Source organism: Streptomyces hokutonensis (assembly GCF_042751305.1).
GTDB classification, from domain to species: domain Bacteria; phylum Actinomycetota; class Actinomycetes; order Streptomycetales; family Streptomycetaceae; genus Streptomyces; species Streptomyces hokutonensis_A.
The window spans coordinates 460,446-482,054 of the sequence record NZ_JBHYWD010000006.1 but is presented as its reverse complement, the minus strand read 5'-3'; the positions used below and the strand labels follow the sequence as shown (position 1 = coordinate 482,054).

The following is a 21,609-nucleotide window of genomic DNA, read 5'->3' as shown; positions in this document are numbered from 1 at the left end:
GGCGCTCCCTGCGGTCGCGTCGGATTCGCCGATTCCGCTGCGCTCCACCCTTGACTCGCTCCGCTCCAGCCCGTCTGAGAAGCGAGCGAGCGGCCGGGAGGAATGGGGGGCCCGGGTCTGCTACCCCTTCACGTGGGCTGCGTACGCACCCGGCGGAGCGGGGCGCGTACGCGTCTCGCCCGCACGCCGGGCCGGCCCAGCGGCCAACCGCGAGTGGAGGGATCCCCTTGGGGACGGGCGGGGCCCGGGGGGTCTCCAGAAGCTGTGCACCAGACTAACCATTCTCACCCCTCATGACTGGTTAGAAAAGACCACAGCTTCCAGAGGGGTGGTGGGTCGGGGCGGCGCACGAGCATGGGCCCCATAGGCCCTATGGGGCCTATGGGGCCTATGGGCTCAAGGGCTCATGGGGCTCATGGGGCCATGGGGCCATGGGGAAGACGATGGCCAGGGAGAGGGGCAGAAGCGGGCCACCACCCCAACCCGCCGCCCACCGGGTCCGTCCCGGGATCCCGCCCACCCTCCTGACTGCCCCCACCCGCCCATCACCACCACCCACCAGGCACCACTCGCCACGCACCGACGACCATCCACCACCCGCCACCCGCCATCCACCCCCCACCAGCGGTTGGCCGCCGAGCCGGCCCGGCGTGCCGGCGAGACGCGGACGCGCCCCCCCAGCACCGGCCGACTACGCAGCCCACGTGAAGGGTGGGCATACCTCGGCCCCCCACACCTCCCGGCCACTCGCTCGCTTCTCAAACGGGCTGCAGCGGACCTAGTCAAGGGTGGCCCGCAGGGCCATCGCCGCAGGCGACGCGACCGCAGGGAGCGCCCTTTACTCGGTCCGCGGAAGCCCGACACTGACAAAGAAGCGAGTGGCCCAACGCTCACTTCGAAACGTACGTGACGAAATCTCCCGAAACAGGAGCAAGACGGTCTGGGTCAAGGTCAGGTCGTGAGGGTGACGTCCTTCGTCGTCTCGACTCCCGCCGTGCGACCAGGGCCGGTGTGGTACTTCCAGTAGAGGTTCGTGTGGGCGATGACCTGCTCCGGCGGCGGCGCACCCCACTGGCTGAGGTCGGACGTGGTGTGGGCGTCGCCGACGAGTGTGACGTCGTAGCCGCGCGTGAACGCACTGTGGAGTGTGGAGCGGATGCACGCGTCGGTGGACGCGCCTGCCACGACCAGGCGTCCGACCTGGGCGGCTGCCAATACCTCTTCCAGGGGGGTGTCGTCGAAGGAGTCCGGGTAGCGCTTGTGGATGAGGGGTTCCTCGTCGCGGAGGGTCAGTTCGGGGACGTACTGCCAGCCCTCGCTGCCCTTCGGAGTGTTCTCGTCGGAGTGCTGGACCCAGATGACCGGGACGTCTTCCTCGCGTGCCCGCTCGGCGAGCGCGGCGATGTTGGCGACGACCGCGTCACGGTCGTACGCGTCGGCCACGACGTCGACCTGGACGTCGATCAGCAGGAGTGCGGTGTGGGGCCGTTCTGCGAGTGTGGTCATGCTCAACACGCTAGTCCGGCCCACTGACATCGGCCCGGCTCAGATCGGTCTGAAGCTCGGTTCCACGGGTTCCGGTTCATCCAGTTCACCGAGTTCGTCCAGGTCGTCCGGATCGAACTCGTCGTCCGGGTCCACCTCCCGCAGTCGCTCGACGAAGTCGAGGACGAACGCGGTGAACGAGCCCTCGAAGACCTCCAGTTCCAGGCCGTGGCTGTCGGTGACGACCTTCCACCGGTCGGGGTCGGGATCGCAGGGCCAGAAGAAGTGCTCGTTGCCTGAGTGGTCGTAGCCCCAGGAGATCAGGCCGCCGGGTTCCGGGTGGACGGGGAAGGAGTGCAGGTCCGGGGCGCGGCGCCGGGCAGCGGCGCGCCTCTCGTGGACCTGGCGCATCCGAGCGACGAGGGGGCTGTCGCCGCACGGGTGGAAGACCACCAGCTCGTCGCAGATGACGCCCGTGCCGTAGGTGTCGAGGAACGTCTTGAAGTCGGTGGGCAGTGGCGAGGCGACGTACGCCTCGGTCTCGGTCCAGTCGTCGGGGGACGGGGTCCTCGCCACGGTCGACGGGCCGAGCAGCCGTAACAGATCGTCCAGTGCGGTCACGGCCGTAACCCTGTCACCGACGCGATCTGCCGCGCCACCCGAACTCGGTGGCGCGGCAGATCAGTTGTCCGGTGCCTCAGTGCCTCGCGGCAGCCGCCTCAGGCCCGGACCAACTCCCGGTCCTCGTCGGGATCCGAGTCCTTGGCGTCGAGGGCGCGCAGGCCCTCGCCCTCGACGTCGACGTTGGGCAGTGCCCGGTCCAGCCACTTCGGCAGCCACCAGGCCCGCTTGCCGAGCAGGGCCAGTACCGCGGGGACGATCGCCATGCGGACGACGAACGCGTCGAAGAGGACCGCGACCGCCAGGCCGAATCCGATCATCTTGACCATGGCCTCGCTGGAGGTGATGAAGCCCGAGAAGACCGCCATCATGATGACCGCCGCGGCCGTGACGACCCGGGCGCCGTGCTTGAACCCGGTGACGACGGCCTGGCTGGGCTTCTCGCCGTGGACGTACGCCTCGCGCATCCGGGTCACGAGGAACACCTCGTAGTCCATCGCGAGGCCGAAGACCACGCCCACCAGGAAGATCGGCATCATCGACATGACCGGGCCGGTCTCCTCGACGCCGATCAGGCCCGCCAGCCAGCCCCACTGGAAGACGGCGACGACGGCGCCGAGCGAGGCGAGCACGCTGAGCAGGAAGCCGAGGGCCGCCTTCAGCGGGACCAGGATCGAGCGGAAGACGACGATCAACAGCAGGAAGGCGAGGCCGACGACCAGGGCCAGGTACGGGATCAGGGCGTCGTTGAGCTTCTGCGAGAAGTCGATGTTCATCGCCGTGGTGCCGGTGACCAGCACCTGCGCGTCCGTGTCGGCCTTGATGCCGGCGCCCTCGCCCCGGATGGAGTGCACGAGGTCCTCGGTGGTGACCGACGACGGCTTGGAGTCGGGTACGACGGTGATCGTCGCGGTGTCACCGGCCTTGTTGAACATGGCCGGGCTGACCGAGACCACGTCGTCGAGCTTCTTGATCCTGTCGGTCACCTCGGTGGCGGCGGCCTTGGGGGCGTCGCTGTTCTTGGCGTCCACGACGATCATCAACGGGCCGTTGAAACCGGGACCGAAGCCCTCGGCGAGGAGGTCGTAGGCCCGTCGCTGGGTGGTGGACGTCGGCTGCGAACTGTCGTCGGGCAGGCCCAGCTGGAGCTGGCTGGCGGGCAGCGCGATCGCGCCGAGGCCGAGCACGCCGAGGATCAGGACGGCCGCGGGACGCCGTACGACGAAGCTCGCCCAGCGGGTGCCCATGTTGGGCCTGGCCGCCTTGGCGGCCTCCTTGGCGCTGCCGCCGCCGAGCCACTTGGCCTTCTCGCCGGTGGGCTTGATCCTGCGGCCCGCGTAGCCGAGCAGCGCCGGGATCATGGTCAGGGCGATGAGCACCGCGACCACGACCGTGCCGGCCGCCGCGACGCCCATCTTGGTGAGCATCGGGACGTTGACGACCGCGAGTCCGGCCAGCGCGATGACCACGGTGAGGCCCGCGAAGACGACCGCCGAGCCTGCCGTGCCCACGGCCCGGCCCGCCGCCTCCTCGCGTTCGCGGCCCTCGGCCAGTTCGGCGCGGTAGCGGGACACGATGAACAGCGCGTAGTCGATGCCGACGGCGAGGCCGATCATCAGCGCCAGCGTCGATGTCGTCGAGCCCAGGTCCAGCGTCTTCGCGAGGGCTGTGATCGTCGAGACGCCGATGCCGACCCCGATGATCGCCGTCAGCAGCGGCAGGCCGGCCGAGACCAGCGAGCCCAGGGTGATGAGGAGGATGACGGCGGCCAGGGCGATACCGATGATCTCGCCGACCCCCATCTCCGCGGCGGCCTGGAGCGCGTCACCGCCGACATCGACGGTCAGTCCGGTGGACCGGGCCTGGGCCGCGGTGTCCTCCAGGGCGTTCTTGCTGGCGTCCTTGAGTTCCATGCCGGCGACGTCGTACTTCACCGAGGTGTAGGCGACCGTCCCGTTCTTGCTGACGGCGTTCGTGGTGAACGGGTCGCTGACGGAGACGACCTCGGAACCGTCGGCCAGCTCCTTCACCGTCTTCTCGACGGTCGCCTTGTTGGCGGCGTCCGTCATCTTCTCGCCGCTCGGCGCCTTGAAGACGACGCGCGCGGTGGCGCCGTCCGAACTGGAGCCGGGGAAGCGCTGGTCCAGCAGGTCGAAGGCCTTCTGGGCCTCGGTGCCGGGGATGGAGAAGGAGGTGCTGCCCGCGGCGGGCGCGCTGGCCGCGCCGACTCCGGCGAGCGTCAGCAGGGCGATCCATAGGAGGGCGACGAAATGCCGTCGCCTGAAGGCGAGCCGGCCGGCTTTGTAGAGGAACGTGGCCACGAGGGCGTACTCCCGGTCAGGTCGTGGGGTTCTTCGGGGCAGGTGTGACCGGCCGGTTGGGGACACGGCTGATCGGCCCGACGACGTGAGCGGTTACGTCAGGTGGGCTTGCTGGGTGTTGTGGGGTGTGTCAGGTGGTGGGTGCGCCCAGTGCGGGGAGCACTACGGCGTCGATGTACGAGGTCAGATAGGCCTTGGTCGGCGGCAGGTCCTCGATCACCGTGCGGGTGGCGAAGGCGCCGATCATCATGTGCACCACGAACTCCAGCGCCGGGCAGTCCGCACGGACCTCGCCCCGGTCGACGGCGCGCTGCATGACGATGCGGAACTCTTCGATCTCCGGTTCGATGAGCAGCTCCCGGAACGCCTGCAGCAGATCCGGGTTGTTGTGCGTCGCCATGGCCAGACCCCGCATCAGCGCGGAGTTCCGCTCGATCCGGCAGTCGTCCTCGCGGGCCACCATGGCGTGCATGTCGCCCCGGAGCGTTCCGGTGTCGACATCGGTGGGCCGGCCCGGCTTGCTGTGCCGCACCGCCTTGGCCACCAGCTCGGCCTTGCCGCCCCACTGGCGGTAGAGGGTCGCCTTGCTGGAGTGGGTGCGGGCGGCGACGGCGTCCATGGTGAGGACGTCGTAGCCGACTTCGCGGAGCAGGTCGAGCACGGCCTCGTACAACTCGGCCTCGCGCTCGGGTGTGATGCGACTGCGACGCGCCGTTGCGACTTCAGTCATGCGACTCACCTTCCGGCTCCGAACGACACGGTTTCGTACATGACGAATGTAGCGCACCTCTCTTCGAAACGAAACCGTTTCGTACGTGTGGTGAGTCACCCGCCTCGTTATTTCACAAGTTGCTCCGGTCCGTCCCGCGGAAAAGCATAGGGACGTGAGCTATCTGCGCCTGCCGCACCTCAACGGAGACCTGCTGAGCTTTGTCGCCGAGGACGACCTCTGGCTGGCCCCCCTCTACGGCGGGGGCCGCGCCTGGCGCCTCACCGTCGACCGCACCAAGATCGGCCACCCCCGCTTCTCCCCCGACGGCCGCCACCTCGCGTACACGACCTGGCGGAGCCTGGTCCCGGAGATCCACCTCGTCCCGGTCGACGGCGGCCCCGGCCGCAGACTCACCTACTGGGGCAGCGCCGACACCCAGGTCTGCGGCTGGACGCCCGAAGGCGACATCCTCGCGGTCGCCTCGCACGGCGAACCGTTCTCCTACTTCACCTGGGCCCACAAGGTCCCCACCGACGGCGACCCCGGCGGCCGCCTCCCCTGGGGCCCGGTCTCCGACATCCAGCTCGCCGACATCGACGGCGAACGCCGGACCCTCCTCCTCACCGGCACCCCGCCCCACGAACCGGCCGCCTGGAAGCGCTACCGCGGCGGCGCCATGGGCCGCCTCTGGCTGCACGGCCGCCGCCTCCTCGCCGACCTCGAAGGCCACCTCCACTCCCCGATGTTCGTCGACGGCCGCATCGCCTTCCTCTCCGACCACGAGGGCATCGGCAACCTCTACTCCTGTACCTACGACGGCTCCGACCTCCGCCGCCACACCGACCACGACGCCTTCTACGCCCGGCACGCGGCGAGCGACGGCACCCGGGTCGTGTACCAGTGCGCCGGCGACCTGTGGATCGTCGGCGACCTGTCCCCCACCTCACTCCCACGCAAGCTCGACGTCCGCCTCAGCGGCCCGCGCCCGGGCCGTCGTACGTACCAGGTCCCCGCCGCCCAGCACGTCGACGGCATCTCGGTCGACGAGACGGGCCGGGCGAGTGCCGTCGTCGTACGGGGAAGTCTGTACTGGCTTACGCACCGCGACGGGCCCGCCCGGACCATCACCGACACCCCGGGCGTACGGGTACGCCTCCCCGAGATGCTCGGCAGCGGCGGCCAGGTCGCCTACGTCACCGACGCGGACGGCGAGGACGCGATCGAGATCGCCTACCTCCCCCGGGCCACCGGCGACCGCGCCCCCCGCCGGCTCGCCTCCGGCGAACTGGGCCGCGTACTGGAACTGGTCTCGGACCCGGCGGGCGAACGCCTGGCGATCGCGGCCCACGACGGTCGGTTGTTGCTCCTGGATGCCACGGAGGACTCCAGCGGCGAAGTGACGGAGCTCATCTGCTCGATCAACGGACCGGTACGGGACCTCGCCTTCTCCCCCGACGGCAGCTGGCTGACCTGGTCCCACCCGGGCATCGGCCGCTCCCTCCGCCAGATCAAGATGGCCCGTATAAAGGACCGCCTGATCGTCGATGTCACCAACGGCCGCTTCGAGGACGAGAATCCGGTCTTCACCAGGGACGGCCGCTACCTCGCCTTCCTCTCCTGGCGCGGCTTCGACCCGGTCTACGACGTCCACACCGGCGACCTGTCCTTCCCACTGGGCTGCCGCCCCTACCTGGTCCCCCTCTCCTCGGCCACCCCCTCCCCCTTCGCCCTGACCCCGGAGGGCCGCCCGGCCGCCGGAGGCCTCGACGCGGCGGAGGACGACGAGGGCGCGGACGGCGCGGTGACGGTGGAGGTGGAGGGCCTGGAGAACAGGGTCACCCCCTTCCCCGTCTCGGCCTCCAAGTACTCGGCGCTGTACCCGGTTTCGGGCGGGGGCCTGGTCTGGCTGCGCTGGCCGATCTCCGGCGCGCTGGGCGAGACCTTCGCCAACCCGGACGACACCAGCGGCCGGCCGACCCTCGAGTACTTCAACATCAGCAAGGCGAAGAAGTCCGAACTCGTGGACCACCTCGACTGGTTCGCGCTGAGCGGCGACGGCTCACGGCTGGTGGTAGTCGACGAGGACGAACTACGAGCGGTCCCCTCCACAGAGTCCGGCGACGGAGACTCGACCGTCTGGATCGACCTGCGCCGCATCCTGCACGAGGTCGACCCGGCCGCCGAGTGGCGCCAGTCCTACGAGGAGGCGGGCCGCCTGATCCGCGCCCACTACTGGGACCCGCAGATGTGCGGCATCGACTGGAACGGAGTCCTGGACCAGTACCGCCCGCTGGTGGAACGCGTCGCCACCCCCGACGACTTCGCGGACCTCCTCCGCGAAGTCCTGGGCGAGCTGGGCACCTCCCACGCCTACGTCACCCCGTCCCGCCGCAACGAGGGCCCGCCCCACTACCAGCGCCGCCAGGGCCTGCTGGGCGCCAACTTCGTCCGCAGGGAGGGAGGTTGGACGGTGACCCGCATCCTCCCCGGCGAGTCCTCGGACTCCAAGGCCCGCTCCCCGCTGGCCGGCACGGGCATCCGCGAGGGCGCCGTCCTGACCCACGTGGACGGCCGCCCGGTGGACCAACTCACCGGCCCCTACCCCCTGTTGGCGGGCGCGGGCGGCACGACGGTGGAGCTGACGTTCACTCCGGCGGAGGGTGAGGGCAGAGCCCGCCGCGTCGCGGTCGTCCCCCTCATCGACGAACGCCCCCTCCGTTACCAGGACTGGGTGGCCAAACGCCGGGCGGTGGTACGGGAGTTGAGCGGCGGCCACTGCGGCTACCTCCACATCCCCGACATGGGCGGCTCCGGCTGGGCCCAGTTCAACCGCGACCTGCGCCTGGAGGTCTCCCGCCCCGCCCTCATCGTCGACGTACGCGGCAACGCGGGCGGCCACATCAGCGAGCTGGTCGTCGAAAAACTCACCCGCACCATCCTCGGCTGGGACCTGACCCGCAACGCCCAACCGGTGTCGTACGCCTCAAACGCCCCCAGGGGCCCGGTGGTTGCGCTGGCCGACGAGGCGACCTCGTCGGACGGCGACATGATTACGGCAGCCTTCAAGCTGCTGAAGCTGGGTCCGGTAGTCGGCCAACGCACCTGGGGCGGAGTGGTCGGCATGACCGGCCGCCACCAACTGGGCGACGGCACGGTGATCACCGTCCCCATGAACGCGGCCTGGTTCGACGCCTACGGCTGGTCGGTGGAGAACCGCGGCGTCACACCGGACTTGGAGATCCTCCGCACCCCATTGGACTGGGCAGAGGGACGGCACGCCCAGTTGGACGACGCGATCAAGCTGGCGCTGGACCTGCTGGCAATCCACCCGGCGGCAACCCCGCCGAACTACTCGGACGTCCCGGACCGCTCCCGCCCAAAACTCCCCCCACGCTCTTAGGAGACAGCGGGGCAACTCACCTAGGGGCGCGGGGCTGTATCTATTTGCGGCTCCGCCGCGTGGGCGCGCCCAGCCCCCACCGACCCGCACCCAACAACGAAACGTGGGACGCCCAAAAAAACAGGGCGCCCCACGCAATCAGGCCTCAACTAAACGTCGTAGTCCTGATCCATCCGGTCCTCTTCACGCTGCATGCGCTCGGAGGTCTCGTCCCGCTGCTGACCCCGCTCGCCCATCTCGTCCCGCCGCGCGCCGCGCTCCCCGCGCTCCCCGCGCTCACGCCCCTGGCCCGCCTTCTCCTTGGCCTTGTCGGCGAGCTCTTCGGCCTTGTCCTGGAACTGGTCCTTCATACCCATGTGGGTTCACTCCCGTAGTGGGGGGAAATGGCCCTTGACCGGGCCTCGACCAGATTCACACGCCCGGTCACCCCCCGCATCTCGATCAGTCACCCTCCGTAGCACGCGCGGCCTCATCCGCGGCCCCACCTGCACCGACGAGCCCGGAACGCATACCTTCCAACCGCGATCCGAACCGCCGCATCTCCCGCTGCCCCACCGCCCCGATGATCCCCGGGAGATATCCGCGCAGGCCCTGCGTCCCCCGCAGCCACCCCTGCCCGTACACATGGCTCGACCGCCGTTCGATCCCGGCGACGAGACGGTCCACGGCCGGCCCGAGTGGATACGTCTTGTTGGCCGGCCACGGCAGCCGCTGCCTCAACTCCCGCATGACGTCGTCCTGATCGGCCCCGCGCACCATGTCCGTGTCGGTCCAGGACAGATACCCGACGCCGACCCGTACGCCCTTGTAGCCGACCTCGGCGCGCAGGCTGTGCGCGTACGCCTCGACGCCCGCCTTGGACGCGCAGTACGCGGTCATCATCGGCGCGGGAGTGATCGCGGCCAACGAAGCGATCTGCAGCAGATATCCCCGGCTCTCCATCAGCACCGGCAGGAACGCCCGCGCGGTCACGGCGGACCCGATCAGATTCACCTCGATCACCCGCCGCCACGCGACCGGATCGGAGTCGACGAAGGGCCCGCCGCCGGCGACACCGGCGTTGGCGACGACGATGTCGACCTTCCCGAACCGCTCCTTGACCTCGGCGGCGACCCGCGCCATCGCCTCGTGGTCGGTGACATCCGCGTACCAGGAGGCGCTGTCGGTGTGCAGCCGCTCCGCGACCTGCTTGAGCGCGTCCGGCTCCAGCCCGACCAGCGCCACCTTCGCGCCGCGCGCGGAGAGCTTGCGGGCGAGCAGTTCGCCGACGCCCCGCGCGGCCCCGGTCACGACCGCGACCTGACCCTCCAGGCTCACCTTGCCGCTCATGCGCCCTCCTTGATGTGTGCGTACGTGGCGGCCAGTTCACGAATCCTGGCGCTGACCAGTTCCGGCGCCTCGACGGGCGTCATATGGCCGAGCCCGGGCAACTCGGTGCTCCCGACACAGTTCGGCAGCGCGGCGACCAGCGCCCGCGCGTGCACCGGCGGCGTCATCCGGTCCGCCGTCCCGACGACGACGGCCGTGGGCACCGCCAACTCCCGTACGCCGTGGTCGAGTTCGAGGGAGTCGAGGACCTGCGACCACGCGTGCCGCACCGTCCTCGGACACGCGTGCACGATCCGCGCGCACGCCTCGACCATGTGCGGCGCGGAACCGGGTCCCATCGTCGCGTACTTCAGGATCCGGCGCGCGGCGGGCGTGACCGGCCCGAGCGGCGCCCGCGTCCCGAGGACCTTCCGGGTCAGCCGGGTCCGGGTCCGCCCGGCCCGCATCGGCACCACGAGCGACTCGTCGACCAGCCGCGAACTGCCCGTACTGCACAGCAGCACGGCCACCGCGTGCTCCCGGAACCGGGCCCGCCCGGCCGCCGCCAGCACGGTCATCCCGCCCATGGAGTGCCCCACGACCACGGCCTTCTCGCCGGGGGTGAGAGTCGCTTCGAGTACGGCTTCCAGGTCGTCGGCGAGCGCGTCGGTGCTGTAGGTGAGGGCCGCCGGACTGCGCCCGTGCCCGCGCTGGTCGTAGACGACGACCCGGTGGTCGACCGCCAAGTCCCTTGTCTGCGCGGCCCAGAAGGCCGTGGAGCAGCACCAGCCGTGCGCGAGGACGACGGCCGGCGCGCCCTCGGGGCCGTGCACCTCGGCGTGCAGCCGTGAGCCGTCGGCCGAGGTGACGGTCAACTCCCGGACGGGGACGGGTGGGGCGTAGGCCCCGGAGACGACATGCATGAGACGGCTCATACGGCGGCCTCGGCCTTCTTCTCGGCGGGCGCGCGTACGACCTCGTACTCCGCGAGGTTCACGCGCCGCGTGGCCGTGCGGAACTCGGTGGTCGTGCCGGGCCAGATGGTGGTGTTGCGGCCGTTGGCGTCGAGGTACCAGCTGGTGCAGCCGCCGGTGTTCCACACGGTCCGCTTCATGCGTTCCTGCACGCGCCGGTTCCAGGCGTCCACGGCGGCGGGCCGGGCGTCGAGGGCGACTTGGCCGCCGAGGACGTCCAACTGCCGTACGTAGTCGGCCATGTAGTTCAGCTGGGACTCGATCATCAGGATCATGGAGGAGTTCCCGAGGCCGGTGTTGGGCCCGATGATGGTCATCCAGTTGGGGAACCCGGCCGCCGAGGCGCCGCGCAGCGCCTGCATTCCGCCCTGCCAGGCCTCGGCCAGCGTCCGCCCGTCCGCGCCGACGACCCGGTCGGCGATCGGCATGTCCGTGACGTGGAAGCCCGTACCGAAGACGATCGCGTCGACCTCGGCCGTACTGCCGTCGGCACCGGCCACGGTCGAGCCGCGCACCTCGCTCAGCCCACTGGTCACGACGTCGACGTTGGGCTGGGCGAGGGCCGGATAGTAGGCGCTGGAGAGCAGGATGCGCTTGCAGCCGATGCGGTAGTCGGGGGTGAGTTTGGCGCGCAGGGCCGGGTCCTTGATGGAGCGGGCCATGTTGCGCTTGGCCAACTGCTCCACCATTCCGAGCTCGTTGGGCCGCTTGGTGAACGCCTGGACCTGCAACTCCCTGAGGCCCCACAGGAGTCCGCGGCGGGCCTGGGTGGTGAAGGGCAGCGCGCGGTGCAGGGCGCGTTCGGCGCCGCTGATGGCGCGGTCGACGCGGGGCATGACCCAGGGCGGGGTGCGCTGGAAGAGGGTGAGGCGTTCCACCTCGGGCTGGATCGACGGCACGATCTGGATCGCGGAGGCGCCGGTGCCGACCATGGCGACGCGCTTGCCCCGCAGGTCGTAGTCGTGGTCCCAGCGGGCGGAGTGGAAGACCTTGCCGGGGAAGGAGTCGAGCCCGGGGATGTCCGGGATCTTCGGGTCGGAGAGCGGCCCGGTCGCGGAGACGACGAGGTCGGCGGAGTAGGAACCGCCGCTGGTCTCGATGTCCCAGCGCAGCCGCTCGGCGTCCCAGGTCATCATCTTCACTTCGGAGTTGAAGCGGAGGTGGGGGCGGAGCCGGAAGACGTCCGTGACGTGCTCCAGGTAGCCGCGGATGTGCTCCTGCCCGGAGAAGGTGCGCGGCCAGTCGGGGTTGGGCGCGAAGGAGAACGAGTACAGATGGGACGGCACGTCGCAGGCGCACCCGGGGTAGCTGTTGTCCCGCCAGGTCCCGCCGACGCTGTCCGCGCGCTCCAGGACGACGAAGTCGGTGACGCCCTCGCGCCGCAGCCGCACCGCGGCCCCCAGCCCGCCGAACCCGGACCCGATCACCGCCACCCGCACATGCTCGTGTTCGGTCATCCCGTGCCCTCCCATACGACCCACAACCGCGCCAGTGAACACTGGCGCAATCGGACTGTAGAGCAGCTCCGTACTCATGGGTAGGGGGCGGGAGCGGGAAAGTTACCCGGGGTACGACGTAGGGTGCGGGCGTGGCGGAGAAGGCAGAACAGAAGCGCGAATACCGCATGGAGGAACTGGCCGAGCAGGCCGGCATCACGGTGCGCACCCTGCGCTTCTACCGCGAACGCAAACTCATCCCCCCGCCGCGCCGGGAGGGCCGTATCGCCTGGTACGACGAGACGCACCTCGCCCGCCTGCGCACGATCTCGGCGCTCCTGGAGCGCGGCCACACCCTCAACGGCATCGCGGAACTGGCCGAGGCCTTCGACCACGGCCGCAACGTAGGCGAACTCCTCGGTCTGGGCGCACCCACCGAGGAGACCCCGGTCCGGCTCACCCCCGAGGCCCTCGCCGACTACTTCGGCGACCAGGCCACCCCGGAGAACTTCGCCGCCTCGCTCGAACTCGGCTACCTCGGCACAGACGGCAGCGAGATCGTCCACATCAGCCGCCGCCTCCTCGACATCACGGCCGCCCTGGTCCGCGAGGGCATCCCCCTCGCCGACGTCCTCGACGCGGGCCGCCGCGTCCGCGCGCACACCGAGTCCCTCGCCGAACTCTTCGCCGACCTGGTCCTCGCCCAGGGCGGCACACCGGAGGACCTGCAACGGCTGCGGCCGCTGGCGAAGAGCGTGGTGGAGGCGGAACTGTCGATGGCGATGGACCGGCGACTGCAACAGCGCGGCCAGGATCCTCAGAGGTCGTAGACCACCGTCACCGGAGCGTGGTCCGACCACCGCTCGTCATGCGTGGCCGCGCGCTCGACATACCCCTTGACCGCCTTGGCGGCGAGCCCCGGCGTCGTGACGTGGTAGTCGATGCGCCATCCGCTGTCGTTGTCGAAGGCCCGTCCCCGGTACGACCACCACGAGTACGGCCCCTCCACGTCCGGATGCAGCGCCCGTACGACATCGACGTACGCCCCGTCCGCCGCGTCGAAGACCCGGCTCAGCCACTCCCGTTCCTCCGGCAGGAAGCCGGAGCTCTTCTGGTTGGCGCGCCAGTTCTTGAGGTCGGCCGGCTGGTGGGCGATGTTCCAGTCGCCGCAGACGACGACCTCGCGGCCGTCGGCGGCGGCCCGCTCGCGCAGGTCCTTCAAGTAGGCGAGGAACTCGTCCATGAAGCGGATCTTCTCGTCCTGCCGCTCGGTGCCGACCTCGCCGGAGGGGAGGTAGAGGCTCGCGACCGTGACGCCGGGGAGGTCGGCCTCGACGTAGCGGCCGCTGCCGTCGAACTCGGCCGATCCGAAGCCGACCCGGACGCGGTCGGGCTCTCGGCGGGTGTAGAGGGAGACGCCCGCGCGGCCCTTGGCGGCGGCCGGCGCGTGCACGACGTGCCAGCCCTCGGGGGTGCGGACGTGCTCCGGCAGCTGCTGCGGCTCGGCTCGCACCTCCTGGAGGCAGAGCACATCGGCGGAGGTCCCGGCGAGCCACTCCACGAAGCCCTTCTTCGCGGCGGCCCGCAAGCCATTGACATTTGCTGAGGTCACAGTGAGCACTCCGGCACGATACCGGCACACTGGACGGAGTCCGGATCCCCTTTTAGAGCAGGTATACGATTTTCGCCGTGGATATACGCACTGTTCCCTTCGACCACCCCGACGCCGTGAAGCTGAACGACGAGGTACAGGCCGAGTACCACGTCCGCTACGGCGACGGCGGCGACTCCACCCCGCTCGCCCCGACGGACTTCGAACCGCCCAACGGCGTGTACTTCATCGCGTACGACGACAACGACGCCCCCGTCGCCACCGGCGGCTGGCGCTCCCAGGACGCCAACGGCGAGGGCAACGAGGACGGCGACGCCGAACTCAAGCGCATGTTCGTGATCGAGCAGGCACGCGGCCTGGGCCTCGCCCGCCGCATGCTGGCCGCCCTGGAGGAGAACGCCCGCGCCGCCGGCCGCACCCGCATGGTCCTGGAGACCGGCACCAAGCAGCCCGAGGCCATCGCCCTCTACACGTCCAGCGGCTACGCGCCCTGCGTGAAGTTCGGCTACTACCGCCACTTCGACGACAGCAGGTGCTTCGCGAAGGCACTGTGACCTCGGGCACCTGTCGGCTCGTCAGGGGACAGGCGCCCGGGCGGGGGGGGTGGTACCCGACGGGCACCCGCCCACCCTCGTGGTGTCAGGATGATCACATCTGCGAACATGTTCCGGTCATCCACGCCGAGTCGCGCGCCCCGCGTAGCCACGCGCCCGCGCGAAGGAGAACAGCACCCCATGTCGCAGCCGCCACTGCCACCTCCCTCGCAAGGCCGGCCTCCGCAGCCGCCCCCGCACCCCCAGCAGGCCGGGCCGTATCAGCCCCCTCAGTCCTACGGCCCCTACCAGCCCCCTCAGCAGCCACAGCCGGGCCCTCTGCCGCACGCTCAGAATCCTTATGCCCAGCCTCAGTTCCCGCCCCCGCCTCAGCAACCGCCCACCCGCAGCCGGCGCCTGCCGCTCGTGCTGTGCGCGGTGGCCGCCGTCCTGGCTCTCCTCGCCACCGGCACGGTCCTCATGCTCCGCGGCGACGACTCCACCCGCTCGGACGGCAAAACGAGCGCCGCCTCCCCGCCCCCCACGCCCACGCCAACCCCGACCACCATCAACGGCCGGCAGCTCCTGAACGTAGACCCGCCCACGCCGAAGAACACCAGCGACTACATCCAGACTCCCGGAGCGTGGCTCACCTCCCGCGTCTACGCCACCGGCGCCGAGGAGGCCGTCACCGGCTACAACCTGACCACCGGCAAGCGCGCCTGGACCGTCCCGCTCTCCGGCGGGCTCTGCGGGGCCTCCCGCAACGTGACCTCCGCCGGTCTCGTCGCCGTCGTGTTCCACGCGACCAAGGACACCGTCAAAAGTCTCTGCACGCGGTTCGCGGTGATCGACGTGGACAAGGGCGTCAAGGTGTGGGAGAAGCCGATCACCGACGAGAGCGTCGGCCTCGGGCTCGGGCTGAACGTCGCGATCAGCGACACCGTCGCGGCGGCCGGCTGGCCCGGCGGGTCCGCCGCCTACGGCACCTCCACCGGCGCCCCCGCGTGGACCGCCCCGGCCGCCGGCTGTACCCAGGAGGAACACCTCGGCGGTGCGGAACTCCTCACCCTGTCCTACTGCAAGACCTCCGCCGGCATGAAGTTCCGCGTCGGCGAGCGCGATCCGGGCACCGGCAAGGCGACGTGGCGGTACGAGGTGCCGAAGGCCAGGGGCGCCTGGCTGGTGTCCAGTGAGCCGCTCGTGCTCGGCCTGCTCCAGAACGAAAAGGGCCTGGACGCCGACCAGTTGGTCACCGTCTCCGACGAGGGCAAGGTGCAGTCCACCATCCCACTCGGCGACGACTACGTCGCGGGGTGCGGTGAGACCGGCGGCTGCGGCGCCACGGTCGTGAGCGGCGACATCGCCTACCTCGGCAGCGACCCCCACAACTACTCCGCGGGCAACCGGATCACCGCTTTCGACCTGACCACCGGCAAGGCCATCCGCAGCTTCCCGGCCCCGGACGACTCGACCCTCGTTCCGGTGCGCGCCGAAGGCAAGGCCCTCGTCGCCGCGCAGGAGGCCGAACCCACCACCCCCGCCCGGGTCCTGCTCCTGGACCCCGCCACCGGCAAGAGCACCACGTTGATGGAGATGCCCGACGAGCTGTCGCTCAACAGCACGCTGCACTCGTTGATCAGCAACGAAGTCAAGGTGCCCATGCTGTACGACGACGGGCGGTTCTTCCTGCACACGGGCAGCGGCTACTACGTGGGCGAGGCAAGCCCCGATCCGATGACGCTCGCTTTCACGACCTGGTAGGCATCCGTCGGGCAGTTCGGGGAGGATCTTCCAGCTCTTCATGCGGGCGAAGACATGCTCGACGCGAGCCCGGACCTGTTTGTGTGAGCGGTTGTGTTCCTCTTTCCAAGCAGGGGGCTCCTCGCCCTCGCGGCGGCGGTGCGAAGGCCGCCGCCGGTCCTGGAGTACCGATAGGTCTTGGACTGCTCGGTCACCGTGTGGTCGCGGGTGGGCACCAGGGTGCCGTCCACGATGAGCACGGTGTCCTTGAGGAATCGCTTCCGGGGCTGGAGTGCGAGCATCGGACCGAGGGGGTCGACCATGAGGTCCGCGGCGGACTTTGAGCTGCCGTACAACGGGGAGAGTCGGCGCGGTGTCAAGTTCGTACGCCAGTAGGCCGTGACGAGGAGGACGCGGTCGTCCGACGGCAGGCTCCACGGTCGGCCCGTCCGGCCCCCGCCGGCGCCCTCACGAAATCCAGGACGGCTCCGACGCCGCGATCACAGCAGCCACGCGCCCACGCTCGGATGACCAGGAGGGATATCGCTGCCATCGCTCGACGGGCGTGGCAGCGCCACCCGCACCCAGACCTCCCGCACAGTCCAGAAACGACGAGATCCCGTCCGATCAAAGTGATCGGACGGGATCTCGTTGTTGTGTGGACCTGTGGGGATTTGAACCCCAGACCCCCTCGATGCGAACGAGGTGCGCTACCAGACTGCGCCACAGGCCCTTGCAACGAGTGAAACTCTAGCATCCCCCTCAGGGTGCTTGGAAATCCGTTCCTTGCCTGGTCACTCGTTGGCCGCGCGGGGCCGCTCGCCGTCCTCGTACTGGTCGAACAGCGGGGTGCGGCCGCGCTCACGGGCGCGGCGGGCGGAGGCGGCACGGCGGGCGTCGGTGCGGCCGTCCGGCGTCGCTTTGTCGTCGTCCGACAAGTCCTCCGCCTCTTCCTCGCGGGCCGCCGGCTGCGCTTCCTGCTCCGGCGCCACCGAGCTGGAGCGCGCGGAGCTCCACGCGTCGGGCGCCCCGAGGTCCACGTCGGAGGTGGCGCGCGGGGCGACCGGGGCGGTGACGTACGTCGGCAGGGGTACGGGTACGGGGTCCCAGCTGTCGCCCTGGCCCGGCCGGCGCTGCCGTTCGCGCTGCTGGTCGACCCACTCGGCGTGGTCGGTCTGTTCGACGAGGGCACGGCGGTCGGCGGCGAGGGCGGACATCCCGGGGTCGGTCTCCGGTTCGGGTCCTTCCTCGGGGTCGTCGATGCCGGCGTCCACGGTCGCGCGCCGGCGCGGCTGACGTTCCCGCAGTCGCTGCGCGGCGGCCTCGGCCTGGCGGCGGTCCATCTGGTAGGCGAAGCGGCGGCGTTCCTGGGAGCGCAGGTAGGCGATGTATCCGCTGAGCAGGATCGCCGGCACGCCGGGCGCCCACAGGAAGGTGAGCCCCCCGACCGCCGCGACGATCGCGCCGAGCGTGAAGGCGAGGAAGAGCATCACGGTGGTACGTCGACGGCGCGCGAGCACCTTCACACGCCGGGCGCGCGCAGCGGCGGCTTCCTCGGCGGGCGTACGCCGTCCGACCGGGACGCGCCTACGGGCGGACGCGGGGGCCGACTTGGGGGCGGGCTTGGACGCCTGGGCGGAGGCCAGGGCGGGGACGGAGCCTTGCTGGGGTGCCGGTTTGGCCGTCTGGTCCCGGGCCTGATCACGGACCTGTTCGCGGGTCTGACTCCGCGCTTGGTCGCGCGCCTGGTCCCGGGCCTGATCGCGCGCCGGGTCGCGACCCGGCTCACGCGCGGGTTCACGCGCCGACTCGCGCGCCGGTTCGCGCTCCGTCTCCCGCGCCGCTTCCGACCGGTCAGGGCCCGGCCGGCGGACCTGTGCGTGCACCTGGGGACGGGCCGGGGGCATGGCGAAGGCCCGGACGTCCACCGAGTCGGTGACGGCGTCCGGCACGACGGCGCTGGGCTCCCCCTCCTCGGTGGAGCGCGCCCGCAGGTCCTTGGCGTACCGGCGCTCCATTCCCGCCCGTCCGGACAGCAGCCGGATGGCGGTGCTGAAGCGTTCCGTCGGACGGGCCTCGTTCAGCTCGTCCTGCCTACGGAGCCACATCGGCACCAAGTAGGCGGCCCAGGCCCCGACAATGACTGCGTAGATGAGGCCGCTGCTGCTCACGCCTCACACGGTAGAGGGGTTTGCGTGAGGCCATCTGCCAATTGAGCCGGTGTGTCGCACGATCTGGCTGATATTTCGAGCTTTTTTTGTGACCGATGCGATCAACAGGCCGCGGAGTTGGCGAATTCATTGCCCCAAGGCGGTCATCCGTCGATCACTTTCGAACACTTATTCCATTTCCGGGGATCCGGGGATCCGGGCCCAACAGGCTCCCCGTTACGCGGGATTGTCGTGCGGTGTGCTCCGGGAGCGTGCCCGCTGCCAGCGGGCCAGCAACCCTTCGGGGACCTCTTCCGCGGTGAGCGCGAAGACGAGATGGTCGCGCCAGGCGCCGTCGATGTGGAGATAACGGGGCCGAAGCCCCTCCTCACGGAATCCGAGTTTCTCGACGACCCGGCGGCTGGGGCCGTTCTCCGGGCGAATGCAGACCTCGATGCGGTGCAGTCCCACGGCCCGGAAACAGTGGTCGACGACGAGTGCCACGGACGTCGGCATCACTCCGCGTCCTGCCACCGACTCGTCCACCCAGTAGCCGATGTGGCCCGAGCACATCGAGCCCCAGGTGATCCCGGCGACCGTCAACTGCCCGACCAGGCGCCCCTGGTACTCGATGACGAACGGCAGCATCCGGCCCGCGTTCGCCTCGGAGCGCAGGTGTCTGACCATCTGCCGGTAGGTCGGCCGGTGTGCGATCGGCCCGCTGGGCGTGGGCGGCGGAATGGTCGCCTCCCAGGGGCGCAGCCAGTCCCGGTTGCGCCGGTTGACCTCGCGCCAGTCCCGCTGGTCGCGGATTCTTATCGGCCTCAGGACGATGTCGCCGTCCGCCAGTACGGCGGGCCAGGATGGGCTGTTCAGCTCGCACCCCCACTGGTGTCGGCGGGTCTGGGGTGATCGCCGCCTCGGATCTGGTCGACGGCGTGCGCCAGCAGGGGTTCCAGGACGGCGAGGCCGTCCTTCACCCCGCCGGTGGAACCCGGCAGGTTGACGATCAGTGTGCGCCCGGCGACCCCGGCCAGGCCACGCGAGAGCGCCGCGGTGGGCACCTTCTCCCGGCCGAACGCCCGGATGGCCTCCGCGATGCCCGGCACCTCGTAGTCGATCACCGCGCGGGTGGCCTCGGGAGTGCGGTCGGTGGGCGAGATGCCGGTGCCGCCGGTGGTGACGACCGTGTCGTAACCGGCCGCTACGGCGGCGCGCAGGGCGGCCTCCACCGGGTCGCCGTCGGGAACCACCTGCGGTCCCTCGACCGCGAAGCCGAAGCCCTTGAGGCCGGCGGCGATCAAGGGGCCGCCCCTGTCCTCGTAGACCTTGGAGGCGGCGCGGTTGGAGGCGGTGACCACCAGGGCCCGGTACCTCGCGGGCAGCGCGTCGCCGGCCGGCTCGTCGGGGCTCATGTCCGGCTCCAGTCCCCCGACTTGCCGCCCGTCTTCTCCTCCACGCGTACGTCCGTGATGACCGCTCCCTTGTCGACCGCCTTGACCATGTCGATCACGGTGAGCGCGGCGACGGAGACCGCGGTGAGGGCCTCCATCTCGACGCCCGTGCGGTCCGTCGTCTTCACGGTGGCCCGGATCCGTACGGCGTCGTCCGCGACCGACAGATCCAGTTTCACACCCGACACCGACAACGGGTGACAGAGCGGGATCAGATCGGGAGTGCGTTTGGCGCCCATGATCCCCGCGATGCGCGCGGTGGCCAGGGCGTCGCCCTTGGGGACCCCCTCGCCGCGCAGGAGTTCGATCACGCGGGGCGAGACGAGGACGCGTCCGGTGGCGGTGGCGGTGCGCGCGGTCACGTCCTTGCCGGACACGTCGACCATCCGGGCGGCGCCCGCGTCGTCGATGTGCGTGAGGCGGTCCTGCTCAGGGGGTCCGGGGGTGTCCCCCCGGAAAGGCTCAGTCATGCTGTGTGGCGCTCCCGGTCCGGGCGTGTTGTGCGCGACACGGTACCGCCAACCAGGAGTGCTCAGCCGAGCAGGACCACCTCGACCTCGGTGCCGGGCTCGACGGACTCGACGTCCTCGGGGACGACGATCAGCGCGTCGGCCAGCGCGAGGGCCGCGACCAGGTGCGATCCGGCGCCCCCTACGGGGGTCACTTCGCCGTCGGCGTACGTCCCGCGGAGGAACTGGCGGCGGCCCTTGGGCGAGGTCAGCGCCTTGTCGGTGGTGAGGGTGGCGCGGGTCCTGGGGCGGTGGACGTCGTCGAGGCCCATCAGGGTGCGGATCGCGGGGCGGGCGAACAGCTCGAAGGAGACGTACGACGACACCGGGTTGCCGGGGAGGGCGAGCAGCGGGATGTGGTCGGGGCCGATGGAGCCGAACCCCTGGGGTTTGCCGGGCTGCATGGCGAGCCTGCGGAAGTCGATCCCGGCGCCCGCCTCGTCTTCGTCCCCCACGGAGGACAGCGCTTCCTTGACGACGTCGTACGCCCCGACGCTCACGCCGCCGGTGGTGACCAGGAGGTCGGCGCGGACGAGCTGGTCCTCGATGGTGTCGCGGAGGGTCTCGGCGTCGTCGGCGACGGCGCCCACCCGGTAGGCGATGGCTCCGGCGTCGCGGGCGGCGGCGGTGAGAGCGAAGCTGTTGGAGTCGTGGATCTGACCGGGGCCCAACTGCTCGTCGGGCTGGACGAGTTCACTGCCGGTGGACATGACGACCACGCGCGGGCGGGGCCGTACGCGGACCGTGCCGCGACCGATGGCGGCGAGCAGGGCGATCTGCGGCGGGCCGAGGATCGTGCCGGCGTCGAGGGCGCGGTCGCCGGCCTTCACGTCGCTGCCCTTCGCGCGTACGTGCGCGCGTGCCTCGGCCGAGCGGTACACGTTCACATGTCCGCCGGCCGCCTCGGAGTCCTGGCTGCGGGCGCGCATGCCGGTGACCGGTCCTTCGCCGAGGCCTCCGTCGGTCCACTCCACGGGGACGACGGCCTCCGCGCCGGGCGGGAGCGGGGCGCCGGTCATGATGCGGGCGGCCTGGCCGGGGCCCACGTGGAGCGGTTCGGCCTGGCCCGCCGCGACGTCGCCGACGACCGTGAGAACGGCCGGGAACTCCTCGCTCGCCCCCGCCACGTCCGTGACCCGCACCGCGTACCCGTCCATCGAGCTGTTGTCGAAGGGCGGGAGCGAGACCGGCACCGTGATGTCCTCGACCAGGACGCAGCCCTGGGCGTCGAGCAGTTGCAGCTCGATGGGTTCCAGGGGGCGGACGGTCGCGAGGATGTCCTCCAGGTGCTCGTCCACCGTCCAGAGGTGGTCGGGTCCTGTGGTGCGGGTCGCGGCGGTTCTCAACGTTG

18 protein-coding genes, 1 tRNA gene and 1 pseudogene are annotated in these 21,609 nt (G+C 70.6%); 4 read left to right on the top strand and 16 right to left on the bottom strand.

Going from position 1 to position 21,609, the window contains the following annotated elements:
- Positions 1-951: 951 nt before the first annotated feature.
- From ACFXC1_RS19715 to ACFXC1_RS19700, 4 genes are all read right to left on the bottom strand, one after another.
- Positions 952-1,506 (bottom strand): cysteine hydrolase family protein, encoded by a 555-nt coding sequence (locus ACFXC1_RS19715; protein ID WP_381244301.1) that lies wholly within the window; start codon positions 1,504-1,506, stop codon positions 952-954.
- Between the two features lie 39 nt (positions 1,507-1,545).
- Complete coding sequence (locus tag ACFXC1_RS19710; RefSeq protein WP_381244299.1) at positions 1,546-2,106, bottom strand: hypothetical protein; 561 nt, start codon at positions 2,104-2,106, stop codon at positions 1,546-1,548.
- Between the two features lie 98 nt (positions 2,107-2,204).
- Entirely contained in the window at positions 2,205-4,427 is a 2,223-nt protein-coding gene (locus ACFXC1_RS19705; RefSeq protein WP_381244298.1) for an MMPL family transporter, read from the bottom strand.
- Positions 4,428-4,557: 130 nt separating this feature from the next.
- The gene (locus ACFXC1_RS19700) at positions 4,558-5,157 is read right to left on the bottom strand and encodes a TetR/AcrR family transcriptional regulator (protein WP_381244297.1); all 600 of its coding nucleotides are present in this window, start codon (positions 5,155-5,157) and stop codon (positions 4,558-4,560) included.
- A gap of 154 nt (positions 5,158-5,311) precedes the next feature.
- On the opposite strand from ACFXC1_RS19700, the gene ACFXC1_RS19695 reads away from it, so the two are divergent.
- Entirely contained in the window at positions 5,312-8,539 is a 3,228-nt protein-coding gene (locus tag ACFXC1_RS19695) for a S41 family peptidase (RefSeq protein ID WP_381244296.1), read from the top strand.
- Positions 8,540-8,688: 149 nt separating this feature from the next.
- On the opposite strand, the gene ACFXC1_RS19690 is transcribed toward ACFXC1_RS19695, so the two are convergent.
- The 4 genes from ACFXC1_RS19690 to ACFXC1_RS19675 form a co-directional block, all read right to left on the bottom strand.
- Positions 8,689-8,895, bottom strand: coding sequence for a hypothetical protein (locus ACFXC1_RS19690; RefSeq protein ID WP_381244294.1), 207 nt, complete (start codon positions 8,893-8,895; stop codon positions 8,689-8,691).
- Between the two features lie 85 nt (positions 8,896-8,980).
- A complete protein-coding gene (locus tag ACFXC1_RS19685; RefSeq protein ID WP_381244292.1) occupies positions 8,981-9,868 on the bottom strand; it encodes an SDR family oxidoreductase in 888 nt (295 codons plus the stop codon).
- Positions 9,865-10,782, bottom strand: a complete 918-nt coding sequence (locus ACFXC1_RS19680) for an alpha/beta fold hydrolase (protein WP_381244290.1) — start codon at positions 10,780-10,782, stop codon at positions 9,865-9,867. The genes ACFXC1_RS19685 and ACFXC1_RS19680 overlap by 4 nt, the downstream gene beginning before the upstream one ends.
- A complete protein-coding gene (locus ACFXC1_RS19675) occupies positions 10,779-12,278 on the bottom strand; it encodes a flavin-containing monooxygenase (RefSeq protein ID WP_381244288.1) in 1,500 nt (499 codons plus the stop codon). The genes ACFXC1_RS19680 and ACFXC1_RS19675 overlap by 4 nt, the downstream gene beginning before the upstream one ends.
- A 167-nt stretch (positions 12,279-12,445) precedes the next feature.
- Between ACFXC1_RS19675 and ACFXC1_RS19670 the strand changes: the two genes are divergently transcribed.
- Positions 12,446-13,087 (top strand): MerR family transcriptional regulator, encoded by a 642-nt coding sequence (locus ACFXC1_RS19670; RefSeq protein ID WP_381244329.1) that lies wholly within the window; start codon positions 12,446-12,448, stop codon positions 13,085-13,087.
- Here ACFXC1_RS19670 and ACFXC1_RS19665 read toward each other — a convergent pair.
- Positions 13,075-13,878: an exodeoxyribonuclease III gene (locus ACFXC1_RS19665; RefSeq protein ID WP_381244287.1), complete on the bottom strand. Its 804-nt coding sequence runs from the start codon at positions 13,876-13,878 to the stop codon at positions 13,075-13,077. The genes ACFXC1_RS19670 and ACFXC1_RS19665 overlap by 13 nt on opposite strands.
- A 68-nt stretch (positions 13,879-13,946) precedes the next feature.
- On the opposite strand from ACFXC1_RS19665, the gene ACFXC1_RS19660 reads away from it, so the two are divergent.
- Positions 13,947-14,423: a GNAT family N-acetyltransferase gene (locus ACFXC1_RS19660; RefSeq protein ID WP_381244285.1), complete on the top strand. Its 477-nt coding sequence runs from the start codon at positions 13,947-13,949 to the stop codon at positions 14,421-14,423.
- A 417-nt stretch (positions 14,424-14,840) separates the two neighbouring features.
- Positions 14,841-16,166, top strand: a complete 1,326-nt coding sequence (locus ACFXC1_RS19655) for an outer membrane protein assembly factor BamB family protein (protein WP_381244283.1) — start codon at positions 14,841-14,843, stop codon at positions 16,164-16,166.
- Here ACFXC1_RS19655 and ACFXC1_RS19650 read toward each other — a convergent pair.
- The 7 genes and pseudogenes from ACFXC1_RS19650 to glp form a co-directional block, all read right to left on the bottom strand.
- Positions 16,098-16,658: pseudogene (locus tag ACFXC1_RS19650) on the bottom strand (helix-turn-helix domain-containing protein); the annotation flags it as partial. The gene ACFXC1_RS19655 and the pseudogene ACFXC1_RS19650 sit on opposite strands and share 69 nt — an antisense overlap.
- Before the next feature lie 146 nt (positions 16,659-16,804).
- Positions 16,805-16,878, bottom strand: a tRNA-Ala gene (locus ACFXC1_RS19645).
- 61 nt (positions 16,879-16,939) lie between these two features.
- On the bottom strand, positions 16,940-18,316 hold the full coding sequence (locus ACFXC1_RS19640; RefSeq protein ID WP_381244281.1) for a gephyrin-like molybdotransferase receptor GlpR: 1,377 nt from the start codon (positions 18,314-18,316) through the stop codon (positions 16,940-16,942).
- A gap of 216 nt (positions 18,317-18,532) precedes the next feature.
- Positions 18,533-19,171 carry a GNAT family N-acetyltransferase gene (locus ACFXC1_RS19635; RefSeq protein WP_381244327.1) on the bottom strand — a complete coding sequence of 213 codons (639 nt, stop codon included), beginning with the start codon at positions 19,169-19,171 and terminating at the stop codon, positions 18,533-18,535.
- On the bottom strand, positions 19,168-19,710 hold the full coding sequence (locus ACFXC1_RS19630) for a MogA/MoaB family molybdenum cofactor biosynthesis protein (RefSeq protein WP_381244279.1): 543 nt from the start codon (positions 19,708-19,710) through the stop codon (positions 19,168-19,170). Before ACFXC1_RS19630 ends, ACFXC1_RS19635 begins: the two co-directional genes overlap by 4 nt.
- Positions 19,707-20,219, bottom strand: a complete 513-nt coding sequence (moaC, locus tag ACFXC1_RS19625) for a cyclic pyranopterin monophosphate synthase MoaC (RefSeq protein ID WP_381244278.1) — start codon at positions 20,217-20,219, stop codon at positions 19,707-19,709. Before moaC ends, ACFXC1_RS19630 begins: the two co-directional genes overlap by 4 nt.
- 62 nt (positions 20,220-20,281) lie before the next feature.
- Positions 20,282-21,604 carry a molybdotransferase-like divisome protein Glp gene (glp, locus tag ACFXC1_RS19620; protein WP_381244276.1) on the bottom strand — a complete coding sequence of 441 codons (1,323 nt, stop codon included), beginning with the start codon at positions 21,602-21,604 and terminating at the stop codon, positions 20,282-20,284.
- Between the last annotated feature and the right edge of the window lie 5 nt (positions 21,605-21,609).

Coding starts and splice junctions, on each gene's coding strand:
- ACFXC1_RS19690 (WP_381244294.1), bottom strand. CDS start 8,895: ATGGGTATGAAGGACCAGTTCCAGGACAAGGCCGAAGAGCTCGCCGAC.
- ACFXC1_RS19700 (WP_381244297.1), bottom strand. CDS start 5,157: ATGACTGAAGTCGCAACGGCGCGTCGCAGTCGCATCACACCCGAGCGC.
- moaC (WP_381244278.1), bottom strand. CDS start 20,219: ATGACTGAGCCTTTCCGGGGGGACACCCCCGGACCCCCTGAGCAGGAC.
- ACFXC1_RS19685 (WP_381244292.1), bottom strand. CDS start 9,868: ATGAGCGGCAAGGTGAGCCTGGAGGGTCAGGTCGCGGTCGTGACCGGG.
- ACFXC1_RS19670 (WP_381244329.1), top strand. CDS start 12,446: ATGGAGGAACTGGCCGAGCAGGCCGGCATCACGGTGCGCACCCTGCGC.
- ACFXC1_RS19715 (WP_381244301.1), bottom strand. CDS start 1,506: ATGACCACACTCGCAGAACGGCCCCACACCGCACTCCTGCTGATCGAC.
- ACFXC1_RS19675 (WP_381244288.1), bottom strand. CDS start 12,278: ATGACCGAACACGAGCATGTGCGGGTGGCGGTGATCGGGTCCGGGTTC.
- ACFXC1_RS19680 (WP_381244290.1), bottom strand. CDS start 10,782: ATGAGCCGTCTCATGCATGTCGTCTCCGGGGCCTACGCCCCACCCGTC.
- ACFXC1_RS19630 (WP_381244279.1), bottom strand. CDS start 19,710: ATGAGCCCCGACGAGCCGGCCGGCGACGCGCTGCCCGCGAGGTACCGG.